The organism is Streptomyces poriferorum (assembly GCF_019399235.1).
GTDB classification, from domain to species: Bacteria; Actinomycetota; Actinomycetes; order Streptomycetales; family Streptomycetaceae; genus Streptomyces; species Streptomyces poriferorum.
On record NZ_JAELVH010000224.1, the window covers coordinates 18343 to 31006 of the forward strand.

Sequence of the window (12664 nt, forward strand, 5' to 3'; positions counted from 1 at the left end):
GAGGTCAGGCCGCCGCCGACCGGCTCAGCCGGCGGCGGCGCGGCCTCAGCAGCAGGGACAGCGTCACCGCGGAGATCAGCACCGAGCCCACCAGCGTGGCCGCGGCGTGGCCCGGGCCGAGTACCGAGTGGGTGAGACCGGCACCGAACAGTGCTCCCAGCGCACCGGTGCCGAGCACGGCGCGGCGGGACGGGAGCCGGGGCGACAAGGAGCGCAGGGCCGCCCAGGCGAGGGCGAGTCCCAGCACGACGGAGCCCAGGGTTTCCAAGATCACAGACGATCACCTCGCAGGTGGGAGGGCGGGCAAATCGGTCGTAGGCGGTACTACCCCCGGGCGCCGCGAGGCAACCCTCCCGGGGACAGGCTTCGCTCAGCCGACGCACAGGAACGGAGCCGAAGCGGGCGGTGTCGTGCCGCCCCCATGCGCGCACCTGTGGGGACCGGACTCGCGAACAGCAACTCCCGCCCGCGCGCAACCGTGGGGCCCAGCCTCCTCACGTGAGTAGCCTGAGCCCCGCTCCCCACGCACCCCCCGGGCGCAGCCCTCGACGCCCGCGTGTACCGTCCGCGGCCGAGCAGGTTCCCCGCGTGCAGCCGTGCCGCCCCGTGCACAACGAAAAGCGGCCCGGCGGGGAGGAAATCCCCACTGGGCCGCTTCCACGGTCTGTGCGTCCGGGCACGCTGCTACAGCGCGCCGAACCCCACCCGTCGTGTGCTGGGCTCGCCGATCTCCACGTAGGCGATCCGGTCGGCCGGCACCAGGACCTTGCGGCCCTTCTCGTCCGTGAGGCTGAGCAGCTGCGCCTTGCCGGCGAGAGCCTCGGAAACCGCGCTCTCGACCTCTTCGGCGGAAAGCCCGCTCTCCAGAACGATCTCCCGGGGCGTGTGCTGCACCCCGATCTTGACCTCCACGGCTATGTCCCTCCGACGGTCAGTCCCTGCGCGGTGAACCGCGCCGTACGCAGCACACATTAGCCCGCTGAGGGGACCGGGCAGGGCGCCGCGGGAAACGCCCGCAGCGAACACCGGAGCCGGCGGCCCCGCTCAGTGCTGATCGAGGCCGTGCAGGGGGAAGCCCGCGATGCCCCGCCAGGCCAGCGAGGTGAGGAGCTGCACCGCCGTGTCGCGCGGGATGGTGGAGCGGCTGGAGAGCCAGTAGCGGGCGACCACCTGGGACACCCCGCCCAGCCCGACCGCGAGCAGCATGGACTCGTCCTTGGACAGCCCCGTGTCACCCGCGATCACGTCCGAGATCGCCTCGGCGCACTGCAGCGAGACCCGGTCGACCCGCTCGCGTACGGCGGGCTCGTTGGTCAGGTCCGACTCGAAGACCAGCCGGAACGCGCCGCCCTCGTCCTCGACGTACGCGAAGTAGGCGTCCATCGTCGCGGCCACGCGCAGCTTGTTGTCGGTCGTCGACGCCAGCGCCGTGCGCACCGCGAGGAGCAGCGACTCGCAGTGCTGGTCGAGCAGGGCCAGATAGAGCTCCAGCTTGCCCGGGAAGTGCTGGTAGAGCACCGGCTTGCTGACCCCGGCCCGCTCCGCGATGTCGTCCATCGCGGCGGAGTGGTACCCCTGCGCGACGAAGACCTCCTGCGCAGCACCCAGGAGCTGATTGCGTCGGGCGCGGCGGGGCAAACGAGTGCCCCGCGGGCGCGCCGCCTCGGTCTGCTCGATGGCTGTCACGCCGCCTCCCAAAATTGTGATCGGACCCAGCAGTTCCGTGCACGCTGCGCCATACCGACATCGTACTTTTGGGTAACCCTGGTATGCGCGGCGCGGACGCAGAATTTCACGGACCGGACGACTGCGGTAGCCACAGTTTCCGCACCCCCTGCCGCATAGCGGGGCGTATCAGCGGTAATCGTCCTCATCCTGTGAGACGACGCGGGCCTGCTCCGCCGCATCCGCCTCGTTCGCACGGTCCCGGTCGACGTCGGCCATCGGTTCGTCGTCCTGTGGGCGCAGATCCGCCTGCTGCTCGGCGGCGTCGGCGTCGGGCACCTCCGGGCCGGGGCCGTCCGGCTGGACGTCCTCGAAGCTCTCCGGGTCACTGGGGTCGACCGTCATGGTGACTCCCTTCCTTGCTCCGAGCCTAGGAGCTACCCCCCGAAGCCGCCATGCGATCTGTGACGGCGAACACATGAACCACGGTGTGATCGTCTCGTAACATTGCCGCATGTCTTCGACCGAGCTGCCGGGAGTCCGTGCCGCCGCCGCAGCGGTGGCCCCCACGGTGAGCGCCGTCAGGGTCGCGGAGGGGGAGAGGCTTCGCTCCGTCACGCTGCCCGGGCTGACGCTGACCGTCCGTTCGCGGCCGCCGGAGCGGACCGGGCTGCCGCCCGCGCTCTTCGTCCACGGACTCGGCGGCTCCTCGCAGAACTGGTCGGCGCTGATGCCGCTGCTCCAGGACGTGCTGGACAGTGAGGCGGTCGACCTGCCGGGTTTCGGGGACTCCCCGCCGCCGGACGACGGCAACTACTCGGTCACCGGCCACGCCCGCGCGGTGATCCGCTTCCTCGACGCCGGGGAGCGCGGCCCCGTGCACCTGTTCGGCAACTCGCTGGGCGGTGCGGTGGCGACCCGGGTCGCGGCGGTCCGCCCGGACCTGGTGCGCACCCTCACCCTGATCTCGCCCGCGCTCCCCGAACTGCGGGTGCAGCTGTCGGCCGCCCCGACGGCACTGCTCGCCGTTCCGGGAGTCGTGTCCCTGTTCGCCCGGATGAGCCGGGACTGGAGCGCGGAACAACGCACCCGCGGAGTCATGGCACTCTGTTACGGCGATCCGGCACGTGTCTCCGCCGACGCCTTCCGTCACGCGGTGGCCGAAATGGAGCGGCGGCTGGCGCTGCCGTACTTCTGGGACGCGATGGCGCGCTCGGCACGTGGCATCGTCGACGCGTACACACTGGGCGGGCAGCACGGGCTGTGGCGCCAGGCCGAGCGGGTGCTCGCACCCGTCCAGCTCGTGTACGGCGGACGGGACCGGCTCGTCTCGTACCGGATGGCACGCAGGGCGTCCGCGGCCTTCCGCGATGCGCGACTGCTGACACTGCCCGACGCCGGGCACGTGGCGATGATGGAGTACCCGGAGGCGGTCGCCCAGGCGTTCCGGGAACTGCTCGACGAATGCGGCGGGAGCTGATCCGGGGCGTGGGACGACACAGCCGAATGGGCCCTGCGCCCAGTGGGCCCGAGAGCGGGCCCTCCGAGGCGAACGCGGAAGCGGGGCGCGAGGGCGCCCCGCCCGCAGCCGGCAACGGCCGGCGCAGACGGCCGGGCGAAGCGGCTCCCGGCACCGACGGCCACACCCCGATCCCGGACACGCCCCAGGTGCGCGGCGGCCATCCCGAACAGCGTGAACCCGGCGGCGGCTGGGGGACCGGGCCCCTCGGGCGGTACGGCGACCGCCCGGCCCCGCCGCACGGCACGGGGCAGGGCCGCATCGGCAGCCGGACACAGACACAGGCGCAGGCCCGGACCCAGGCGCCCGGACGGCCGCAGGGACCGCAGAGCCCGCAGGGACCGCGACCCCAGACGTCCGGACGGCCACAGGGGTCGCAGAACCCGCGGGGTCCTCAGGCTCCGCGGAATGCGCAGGAGACCGCTGCCAGGCCGCTGATACCGGGCCCGCGACGCGAGTTCGTCGAGGCCTTCGACAGCCCGCCGGCCCCGCCCGCACCCCGCCGGCCGGCCGCGACTCCTTCCGGTCCGGCCGACCCGTACCGCTCCGTCACCGACCGGGACGAGAACCCGCCGGACGCGGACGACCGCCCGGCGGCTCCCGGCGACGAGGCCAAGAGCGCCAAGGCCGGCAAGGGCCGCACCTTCACCGGTATCGCCGCGGCCGCCGTGACGACCGTGCTCGCGGTGGTCGTGGCGGGCCAGGTCGCCCACGACAGCGGCAGCCGGTCCGCCGCCGCGCAGCCCGCGGGCGTGGACCGGGACGGCGAGGGCGACGCATCGCGCTCGGACGTCCGGACGACGCCCAGCCCCCAGATGGCGGCCAAGCCCCTTTCGTACGAGCAGAAAATGGCCAAGGCCTATCCGCTGGCTGCGAAGCTCACCGCATCGGGGAAGTTCCGGACGGTCGCCGGGACGGCGAAGGCTCCGGGCAAGGGGCAGAAGTACCGCTATCGGATCGATGTCGAGTACGGGCTCGGACTGGACTCCGCGCTCTTCGCCCAGGCGGTCCAGGAAACTCTGAATGATGACCGGAGTTGGGCCCACGACGGCGATATGACCTTCGAACGGATTTCCACCGGGAAGCCTGATTTCGTGATCACGCTGGCCAGCCCGGGGACCACGGGGGAATGGTGCGAGAAGTCGGGGCTGGACACGATGGAGGACAACGTCTCCTGTGACTCCGCCGCCACCGAGCGCGTGATGATCAACGCCTACCGCTGGGCCCAGGGTTCGTCCACCTTCGGGCCGGACAAGCTCTTCGCCTACCGCCAGATGCTGATCAACCACGAGGTCGGCCACCGGCTGGGGCACAACCATGTGAGCTGCGGCACGAAGGGCGCCCTCGCTCCGGTGATGCAGCAGCAGACGAAGTCGCTCGACCTCAACGGCATCAAATGCCTCCCCAACGCCTGGGTGTACCCGAAGGGTTGAGTCCGGTGGGGGTGCTGCGGCGTCCGGCCGGGCGCCCCGCCGGGTCGGGCCCGGGCGGCACCCTCCGTAGTGTCCGACCGAAGCGCCCGTCCGAATGGCGAGACGGCCGTCTCATATCGCGTTGACATCGGGCAGGCCGTCGCCCATATTTCTCGGCATGTCACGCACCCCCGTCACCACCGATCGCGCAGCCATCGAGCTTGCGCTCATCGGCGTGACCGGGCACAGCGTCGCCGACATCGACTGTTGTTGACGCCTGCCCGCGCGCACGTCGGCCCCCCGTCCGAGCCCTGATGGCCCGGACCGCCCTTCCCCGACTGCCGCGCCCGGGCGTACTCCGTCCGCAGGCGCGGCAGTTCCAGTGTTCCGGTCACCTTCACCTGTCCTGACCGGTCGTGTGCACACCTCTCCCGTCGCCGCCTGCACGGAATCGTTTTCTGTTTCCCTCATCCAGGCAGTACTCCGAGAGGTCATCTTCCGATGCGTCATCCGTCCGTCATATCGCGCCGCGTAGCAGCGGCCGCCGCAGTCCTCGCCGTGGCCGCGGGCGCCGCGGCCTGCGGCCCCGAGGGCAGCAGCAAGGGCGGCGACGACACCTCCGGCGCGGCGGGCGCCCCCAAGAAGGGCGGCACGCTCACCGTCCTGAACAGCAGCCCGCAGGAGGACTTCGACCCCGCCCGGCTCTACACCTCCGGCGGCGGCAACGTTCCCTCCCTCGTCTTCCGTACGCTCACCACCCGCAACCGGGAGGACGGCGCGGCGGGCTCGAAGGTCGTCCCCGACCTGGCGACCGACCTGGGCACGCCCAGCAGGAACGCCACCGTCTGGACGTACACGCTCAAGGACGACCTGAAATACGAGGACGGCACCGCGATCACGAGCGCCGACATCAAGTACGGCATCGAGCGCTCCTTCGCGGCCGAACTCTCCGGCGGCGCGCCCTACCTGCGTGACTGGCTCATCGGCGGAGCCGACTACCAGGGCCCGTACAAGGACAAGAAGGGACTCGCCTCGATCGGGACGCCCGACGCGAAGACGATCGTCTTCCACCTCAACAAGCCCGAGGGCGAGTTTCCCTACCTGGCCACCCAGACGCAGACCACCCCCGTACCGAAGGCCAAGGACACCGGCACCAAGTACGAGGAGCACCCGCTCTCCTCGGGCCCGTACAAGGTCGTGAAGAACGAGGGCGACGGCGAGAGGCTGGTCCTGGAGCGCAACACGCACTGGTCGGCCGCCACCGACGAGGAGCGCAAGGCCTACCCCGACCGGATCGACGTCCGCTCCGGGCTCGACTCCGCCGTCATCAACCAGCGGCTGTCCGCCTCCCAGGGCGCCGACGCCGCGGCCGTCACCACCGACACCAACCTCGGCCCGGCGGAACTCGCCAAGGTCACCGGCGACAAGAAGCTCGCCGCCCGCGTCGGCACCGGCCACTTCGGCTACACCAACTACATCGCCTTCAACCCGAAGGTGAAGCCGTTCGACAACCCGAAGGTGCGCCAGGCCATCTCGTACGCCGTCGACCGCGGCTCCGTGGTCAACGCCGCCGGCGGCTCCTCGCTCGCCGAGCCCGCCACCACCTTCCTTCCCGACCAGGACTCCTTCGGCCACACGCCGTACGACGCCTTCCCGGCCGGAAAGAACGGCAACGCGGCCAAGGCGAAGGAACTGCTGAAGGAGGCCGGCTACCCCGACGGGCTGACCGTCACCCTCACGCACAACAACGACAAGAACTTCGCCACCAGCCCGGAGATCGCCACCGCACTCCAGGAGGCGCTGAAGAAGGCCGGCATCACGGTCAAGCTCCGGGGCCTGGAGGACAACGCCTACTCGGACACCGTCTACAACGTGAAGACCGAGCCCGGCTTCTTCCTCGGCGGCTGGGGCGCCGACTGGCCCTCCGGCGGCCCGTTCTTCGCCCCGATCTTCGACGGACGCCAGATCGTCAAGGCCGGGTACAACTTCAACTCCGCCCAGCTGAACGACCCCGCGGTCAACAAGGAGATCGACGAGATCAACAAGCTGACCGACCTCGGCGCCGCCGCGAAGCGCTGGGGCGCGCTCGACAAGAAGGTCGGTGAGCAGGCGCTGACCGTGCCGCTGTTCCACCCCGTCTACAAGCGCCTGTACGGCGAGTCCGTCAAGAACGTCGTGATCAGCGACTGGACCGGCGTGCTCGACATCTCGCAGGTCGCGGTCAAGTAATCATGGCCGAAGCACTGCTGGTCGAGGAGATGGGGGCCGTCCGGGCCCCCACCTCCGGGGCCCATCCGTTCTGGCGGCGGCTGCGCGCCCGCCGCTCCGCCCTCGTGGCGGCGGCGGTCGTCGCCCTGCTGGTCCTCCTCGCGCTCGCCGCGCCGCTGCTCACGGGCATCGAGGGCCAGAACCCCACCGCGTACCACCCCGATCTCGTCGACTCCGCCACCGGCGGGGTTCCGCTCGGTTCCTTCGGCGGCATCAGTGCCGAGCACTGGCTCGGTGTCGAACCGCTCACCGGCCGCGACCTGTTCGCCCGCGTCGCGTACGGTGCCCGGGTCTCGCTCGGCGTCGCACTCGGAGCGACCCTGCTCCAGGTGGCCGTCGGTGTCGTCGTCGGCCTCTCGGCCGGTCTCGGCAACCGCTTCGTCGACCAGGCGCTCAGCCGGGTCACCGACGTCGTGGTCGCCCTGCCGGTCATGGTGACCGCGCTCGGCGCGCTCGCCGTCGTCCCGGCCGGCTTCCCCCGCCCGGTGCTGATCGCCGTGATCGTCGGCCTGGTCGGCTGGTCCGGCATCTCGAAGATCGTGCGCGCCCAGACCCTGTCCCTCAAGTCGCGCGACCACGTCGCGGCAGCCCGGCTCAGCGGCTGGGGCTCCTGGCAGATCGCCCGCCGCGAGCTGCTGCCCGCGCTGGCCGCGCCCGTCATCACGTACGCCGTCCTGCTCTTCCCCGCCAACATCGTCGTCGAGGCGGCCCTGTCCTTCCTCGGCGTCGGCATCAAGCCGCCCACACCGTCCTGGGGGCAGATGCTCAGCGACGCCGACACCTGGTACCAGGCCGCGCCCACCTATCTGCTCATCCCGGCCCTCTTGCTCTTCGTCACCGTGCTGGCGCTCACCGTCCTCGGTGAGGGCGTACGCACCGCGCTCGACCCCCGCGCCGCCTCCCGGCTGCGGATCGGCACCGGGCGCAAGAAGGAGGCCGGAGCATGAGCGGGTTCCTGCTGCGCCGCCTCGGCGGGGCGCTCTTCGTCCTCCTCGCCCTCAGCGTCGTCGTCTACGCCGCCTTCTACGTCGCCCCGGGCGACGTCGCGCAGATCGCCTGCGGTCCACGCTGCTCGCCCGCGCAGGTCGCCCAGGTCAGTGAGCAACTGCACCTCGGCGACCCCGTGTACGTGCAGTACGCGCACTTCCTCCAGGCCCTGGTCACCGGCCACGACTACTCCACCGGAACCGGCGTCGTCCACTGCCAGGCCCCGTGCCTGGGACTCTCGTACCAGAGCGGTCAGCAGGTCACCCAGCTGATCGTCGCCAAGCTGCCCGCCACCGCCTCGCTCGCCGTCGGCGCCTTCGTGCTGTGGATGGTGCTCGGGGTCGGTACCGGGGTGCTCTCGGTGTGGCGGCGCGGCCGTGTCACCGAGCGCATCCTCACCGGGATCACCCTGGCGGGCATGGCGACGCCCGTGTTCGTGATCGGGCTGCTGCTGATCATCATCTGCGTCACGGCGCTCCGGATCCTGCCGTTCCCCGACTACGTCCCCTTCACCGAGGACCCGGAGCAGTGGGCCTGGAACCTGCTGCTGCCCTGGATCTCGCTGGCGCTCATCTCCGCCGCCCCGTACGCCCGGATGACCAGGGCCTCGATGCTGGAGACGCTCGCCGAGGACCATGTGCGCACCTTCAGGGCGTACGGGGTCGGCGAGCGGACGATCGTCGGACGGCACGCCCTGCGCGGCGCGCTGGCCCCGGTGATCGCACTCGGCGCCCTCGACGTCGGCTCGATGTTCGGCGGCGCGGTGCTCACCGAGTCCCTCTTCGGAATCCCCGGCGTCGGCCGCGAACTCGTCGAGGCCGTCAAGCAGGTGGACCTCCCGGTCGTCGTCGGTCTGGTGCTCGTCACCGGATTCTTCGTCGTCCTCGCCAATGCCGTCGCGGACATCCTCCAGGCGATGGCCGACCGACGGGTGGTGCTGTCATGAGTCTGGTCGAGGTCACCGATCTCTCGATCTCGTTCGGCGACGTGCACGCGGTGCGCGGGCTGTCCTTCTCGCTGGAGGCGGGCGGCGCGCTCGGCGTCGTCGGCGAGTCCGGCTCCGGCAAGAGCGCCTCCGCCTACGCCCTGCTCGGGCTGCACCGGGGGACCGGGGCGAAGGTCGGCGGCTCGGTACGGGTCGCCGGCGTGGACGTCCAGGCCGCCGGGGACGCCGAACTGCGCGGGCTGCGCGGGGCGAAGGCCGCGATGGTCTTCCAGGACCCGCTCTCCTCGCTGGACCCCTACTACGCGGTCGGCGACCAGATCGCCCAGGTGTACCGGGTCCACCACCGCGTCTCCCGGCGGGCGGCGCGGGCCCGGGCCGTGGAGGTGCTGGACCGCGTCGGGATCCCCGAAGCGGTACGCCGCTCCCGTTCCCGGCCGCACGAGTTCTCCGGCGGGATGCGCCAGCGGGCGCTGATCGCGATGGCGCTCGCCTGTGAACCGGAACTGCTGATCGCCGACGAGCCGACGACCGCGCTCGACGTCACCGTCCAGGCCCAGATCCTCGACCTGCTGCATGATCTGCGCCGGGAGACGGGCATGGGACTGCTCCTGGTCACCCATGACGTGGGCGTGGCGGCCGAATCGGTCGACGACGTGCTCGTCATGCGGTCGGGCCTCGCCGTGGAACGCGGACCGGTGGCCGAGGTGCTCGGCACACCCCGCGAGCCGTACACGAAGGCGCTGCTGGCGGCGGTACCGAGGATCGCTCCCGCGGCACGGGCGGCTGTGGGCGCTGACCCGGTCGCTCCCGCAGGGCGGGCGGCGGAGCCGGAGCGGACCGGCGCGGAGGCCGAGGTGCTGGTCGAGGCCGCGGACGTACGCCAGGTCTTCGGCCGGGGGAAGTCCGCCCTGGCCGCGGTCGACGGGGTCTCGCTCACGGTCCGCCGCGGCGAGACGCTCGGCATCGTCGGCGAGAGCGGCAGCGGCAAGACCACCCTCGGACGGATGCTCGTCGGTCTGCTGGAACCCACCTCCGGCCGGATCGGCCGGGCGGCCCGCGTTCAGATGGTCTTCCAGGACCCGGTCTCCTCGCTCAACCCACGCCGTTCCGTAGGCGAGTCGGTCGCCGACCCGCTGCGGGCGCGCGGGGAGCGCGACGAGAGCGCGATCAGGGCGCGCGTACGGGATCTGCTGAGGCGTGTCGGGCTCGACCCGGAACAGTACGACCGCTATCCGCACGAGTTCAGCGGCGGACAGCGCCAACGGGTCGGGATCGCGCGGGCCCTGGCCGCCGAGCCGGAGCTCATCGTCTGCGACGAGGCGGTCTCCGCGCTCGACGTGACGACCCAGGCCCAGGTGACCGCCCTGCTGGCGGAACTCCAGCAGGAACTGGGACTCGCCCTCGTCTTCATCGCCCACGACCTCGCCGTGGTACGGCAGGTCAGCGACCGGGTCGCCGTCATGCGGCGGGGCCGGATCGTCGAGGAGGGACCGGTGGAGCGGGTGTACGGCGACCCCGCGGATCCGTACACCAAGCAGTTGCTGGCGGCCGTCCCCGCCCTCGATCCGGCGCTCGCGGCGGTACGCCGCGCAGCCCGCAAGGAGCTGGCCGCAGCCTGACCCTGCGTGACCGACTGTCTCTATAGCGCGACGGAACGCTACCGGGGCGGGAAAGTTACGACGGTTCACCCCTTTCGGTGGTGCGACGGACAACCGTCCGTCGCGCCACCGGCGTATCCGCTTACGGTCGTCCCGCTGCGAGTCGCCGATTCAACGGCGGCCGCTCACGAGGGAGATCGGGGGTGTGCTCGTGCGGATCGGACTGCTCACCGATGGTGGTTATCCGTATGCGTCCGGTGAGTCCAGACTCTGGTGCGACCGCCTGGTGCGTGGGCTCGCGCAGCACGAGTTCGATCTCTTCGCGCTCAGCCGCAGCGCCGAGCAGGAGGCGCAGGGCTGGGTCCAGCTTCCGCCCCAGGTCAGCCGGGTGCGGACCGCGCCCCTGTGGACCGCCGACGAGGACACCCTCGGCCTCCACGCCCCCCGCGGGCTGATCCCGCGCCTGCTGACCGGTGGGGGCGCACGGACGTACGGGCGGCGCGAACGGCGCCGCTTCGTCACCCACTTCACGGCGCTCGCGACCTCGGTGTGCGCTTCGGGCGCGTCCGGCGGCGAGCGGGGCGACGGTGACGCGGCTGCGCGGTGCGCCGATCCGAACCTCACGGACGCGCTGTTCACCGAAGGCCTCTACGGACTCGCCGAACTGGCCTGCGAGCACGGTGGGCTCCCCGCCGCCCTGCGCTCCGAGACCGCGGTGCGGATCCTGGAGGCCGCCTGCCGCGCACCCGGCACCGGACGCACCGTCCAGACCGCCACCGTTCCCGATCTGCTCGCCTTCGCCGCGGAGCTCGACCGGGCGCTGCGCCCGCTCTCCCTGGACTGGTACGACGAGGAGAACCTCGGCGCCGTCGACCTCTGCCACGCCGCGTCCGGCGGCGCCGCGGCGCTGCCGGGACTGCTGGCCAAGCGCTTCTTCGGGGTGCCGCTGCTCGTCACCGAGCACGCCGTGCAGCTGCGCGCGCACTACCTCGCGGACTCCGGTACGCCGGTGAGTGCGCCGGTACGCGCGCTGCTTGCGAACTTCCACGGGCAGCTCGCCACCGAGGTGTACCGGCAGGCCGCGCTCATCACCCCCGGCAACACCCATGCCCGTCGCTGGCAGGAGCGCTGCGGCGCCGAACCCGCCAAGGTGCGCACGGTCTACCCCGGCATGGAGTCCGGCCGGTTCGCGGTGCTCGGTGAGAGCGAGGGCGACGGAGGCCCCGACACGCTGGTCTGGGTCGGCCGGATCGAGCCGGCCAAGGACCTGATCGCCCTGCTGCACGCCTTCGCGGTGGTGCGCAGGGCCGAGCCCGACGCCCGGCTGCGGATCATCGGTGCGGCGGCCCAGGGGCCGGAGGGCGCCTCCTATCTCGCCCACTGCCGGGCGCTCGCCGACCAGCTCTTCCCCGACGAGGCCGTGGACGCGCACGCCGTCGGCGACAGCCCCGTCTCCTTCGAGGACATCGGCGGGGCAGAGGTCCCGGATCTCGCCCAGGCGTACGCGGCGGGTGGCGTCGTGGTGCTGTCCAGCGTGGTCGAGGGCTTTCCGATCAGCCTGGTCGAGGCGATGTTCTGCGGCCGGGCGACGGTGTCCACGGACGTCGGCGCGGTCGTCGAGGTCATCGGTGGAACAGGGCTCGTGGTGCCGCCGCGCAATCCCCGGGCGCTCGCCGACGCCTGCCTGGCGCTGTTGCGCGACCCCGAGCGCCGTGCGCGCCTGGGAGCCGCAGCCCGCGCCCGCGCACTCGAACTCTTCACCGTCGAACAGAACCTCGCGGCATTTCGCGGCATTTACCTGGAGCTGATCTCGCAGGCGCCGGTACGCAGGGCGCCGGCACCGGCTGCCGGCGGCCGGCGGCCCTTCGACACTCCGCCGGAGGCCCACGTCCTCGGCCTGTGGCCGGAGCCGGGCGACGACCCGGATCCGGGGCCGGCCGGGCGGACGCCCAGCTGGGCCGTGCAGGGAGTCGGCGCGGGAGCGTGCGGCTCGGGGGACGGCGATGTGTGACCAGGAGGCGGCCGCGCCGGGCCGTACCGACCGACCGGGACCGGCCGGTGCACCCGCCGCACTCGGCGACAAGCACGGAGGAACGACGATGGGCCGCCCGACCGAAGTGCCCGGGGCACTCGGCACACCGACGACCAGCAGCAACGGGGACCACCGCACAGCGGCGGCGGCCTCCGGGACCCTGCTCGCGGACGTCTCGGAACCGGCCTGGGGGCCGTCCACCGCCCCGTCCGGTGGTGCGGTGGACGGCCCCCAGGC

General features: G+C 72.1%; 12 protein-coding genes. 8 read left to right on the plus strand and 4 right to left on the minus strand.

The window, feature by feature from the left end; genetic code table 11:
* Window positions 1-4: 4 nt before the first annotated feature.
* From JGS39_RS29650 to JGS39_RS29665, 4 genes are all read right to left on the minus strand, one after another.
* Window positions 5-274 carry a hypothetical protein gene (locus JGS39_RS29650; RefSeq protein ID WP_219572782.1) on the minus strand — a complete coding sequence of 90 codons (270 nt, stop codon included), beginning with the start codon at window positions 272-274 and terminating at the stop codon, window positions 5-7.
* A gap of 410 nt (window positions 275-684) precedes the next feature.
* Entirely contained in the window at window positions 685-912 is a 228-nt protein-coding gene (locus JGS39_RS29655; protein WP_024490505.1) for a DUF3107 domain-containing protein, read from the minus strand.
* 132 nt (window positions 913-1044) lie between these two features.
* Window positions 1045-1686, minus strand: a complete 642-nt coding sequence (locus JGS39_RS29660) for a TetR/AcrR family transcriptional regulator (protein ID WP_219572783.1) — start codon at window positions 1684-1686, stop codon at window positions 1045-1047.
* A gap of 168 nt (window positions 1687-1854) precedes the next feature.
* A complete protein-coding gene (locus tag JGS39_RS29665) occupies window positions 1855-2070 on the minus strand; it encodes a hypothetical protein (RefSeq protein WP_219572784.1) in 216 nt (71 codons plus the stop codon).
* A 109-nt stretch (window positions 2071-2179) separates the two neighbouring features.
* Here JGS39_RS29665 and JGS39_RS29670 point away from each other — a divergent pair, with 109 nt between their 5' ends.
* The 8 genes from JGS39_RS29670 (at window position 2180) to JGS39_RS29700 (ending at window position 12406) form a co-directional block, all read left to right on the plus strand.
* On the plus strand, window positions 2180-3145 hold the full coding sequence (locus JGS39_RS29670) for an alpha/beta fold hydrolase (protein WP_219572785.1): 966 nt from the start codon (window positions 2180-2182) through the stop codon (window positions 3143-3145).
* Complete coding sequence (locus JGS39_RS29675) at window positions 3130-4617, plus strand: DUF3152 domain-containing protein (protein WP_219572786.1); 1488 nt, start codon at window positions 3130-3132, stop codon at window positions 4615-4617. Before JGS39_RS29670 ends, JGS39_RS29675 begins: the two co-directional genes overlap by 16 nt.
* 157 nt (window positions 4618-4774) lie before the next feature.
* Window positions 4775-4870, plus strand: coding sequence for an Ms4533A family Cys-rich leader peptide (locus JGS39_RS41990; protein WP_315986320.1), 96 nt, complete (start codon window positions 4775-4777; stop codon window positions 4868-4870).
* Between the two features lie 227 nt (window positions 4871-5097).
* Complete coding sequence (locus JGS39_RS29680) at window positions 5098-6825, plus strand: ABC transporter substrate-binding protein (protein ID WP_219572787.1); 1728 nt, start codon at window positions 5098-5100, stop codon at window positions 6823-6825.
* 2 nt (window positions 6826-6827) lie between these two features.
* Window positions 6828-7811 carry an ABC transporter permease gene (locus tag JGS39_RS29685; RefSeq protein ID WP_219572788.1) on the plus strand — a complete coding sequence of 328 codons (984 nt, stop codon included), beginning with the start codon at window positions 6828-6830 and terminating at the stop codon, window positions 7809-7811.
* Complete coding sequence (locus tag JGS39_RS29690; protein ID WP_219572789.1) at window positions 7808-8797, plus strand: ABC transporter permease; 990 nt, start codon at window positions 7808-7810, stop codon at window positions 8795-8797. The genes JGS39_RS29685 and JGS39_RS29690 overlap by 4 nt, the downstream gene beginning before the upstream one ends.
* Window positions 8794-10416 carry a dipeptide ABC transporter ATP-binding protein gene (locus JGS39_RS29695; RefSeq protein WP_219572790.1) on the plus strand — a complete coding sequence of 541 codons (1623 nt, stop codon included), beginning with the start codon at window positions 8794-8796 and terminating at the stop codon, window positions 10414-10416. Before JGS39_RS29690 ends, JGS39_RS29695 begins: the two co-directional genes overlap by 4 nt.
* A 190-nt stretch (window positions 10417-10606) precedes the next feature.
* The gene (locus JGS39_RS29700; RefSeq protein WP_219572791.1) at window positions 10607-12406 is read left to right on the plus strand and encodes a DUF3492 domain-containing protein; all 1800 of its coding nucleotides are present in this window, start codon (window positions 10607-10609) and stop codon (window positions 12404-12406) included.
* Window positions 12407-12664: the final 258 nt, after the last annotated feature.

Excerpts from the sequence above, each read along its gene's own strand:
- JGS39_RS29670 (WP_219572785.1), top strand. The coding sequence starts at position 2,180 with ATGTCTTCGACCGAGCTGCCGGGAGTCCGTGCCGCCGCCGCAGCGGTG.
- JGS39_RS29685 (WP_219572788.1), top strand. The coding sequence starts at position 6,828 with ATGGCCGAAGCACTGCTGGTCGAGGAGATGGGGGCCGTCCGGGCCCCC.
- JGS39_RS41990 (WP_315986320.1), top strand. The coding sequence starts at position 4,775 with ATGTCACGCACCCCCGTCACCACCGATCGCGCAGCCATCGAGCTTGCG.
- JGS39_RS29680 (WP_219572787.1), top strand. The coding sequence starts at position 5,098 with ATGCGTCATCCGTCCGTCATATCGCGCCGCGTAGCAGCGGCCGCCGCA.
- JGS39_RS29695 (WP_219572790.1), top strand. The coding sequence starts at position 8,794 with ATGAGTCTGGTCGAGGTCACCGATCTCTCGATCTCGTTCGGCGACGTG.
- JGS39_RS29690 (WP_219572789.1), top strand. The coding sequence starts at position 7,808 with ATGAGCGGGTTCCTGCTGCGCCGCCTCGGCGGGGCGCTCTTCGTCCTC.
- JGS39_RS29665 (WP_219572784.1), bottom strand. The coding sequence starts at position 2,070 with ATGACGGTCGACCCCAGTGACCCGGAGAGCTTCGAGGACGTCCAGCCG.
- JGS39_RS29675 (WP_219572786.1), top strand. The coding sequence starts at position 3,130 with ATGCGGCGGGAGCTGATCCGGGGCGTGGGACGACACAGCCGAATGGGC.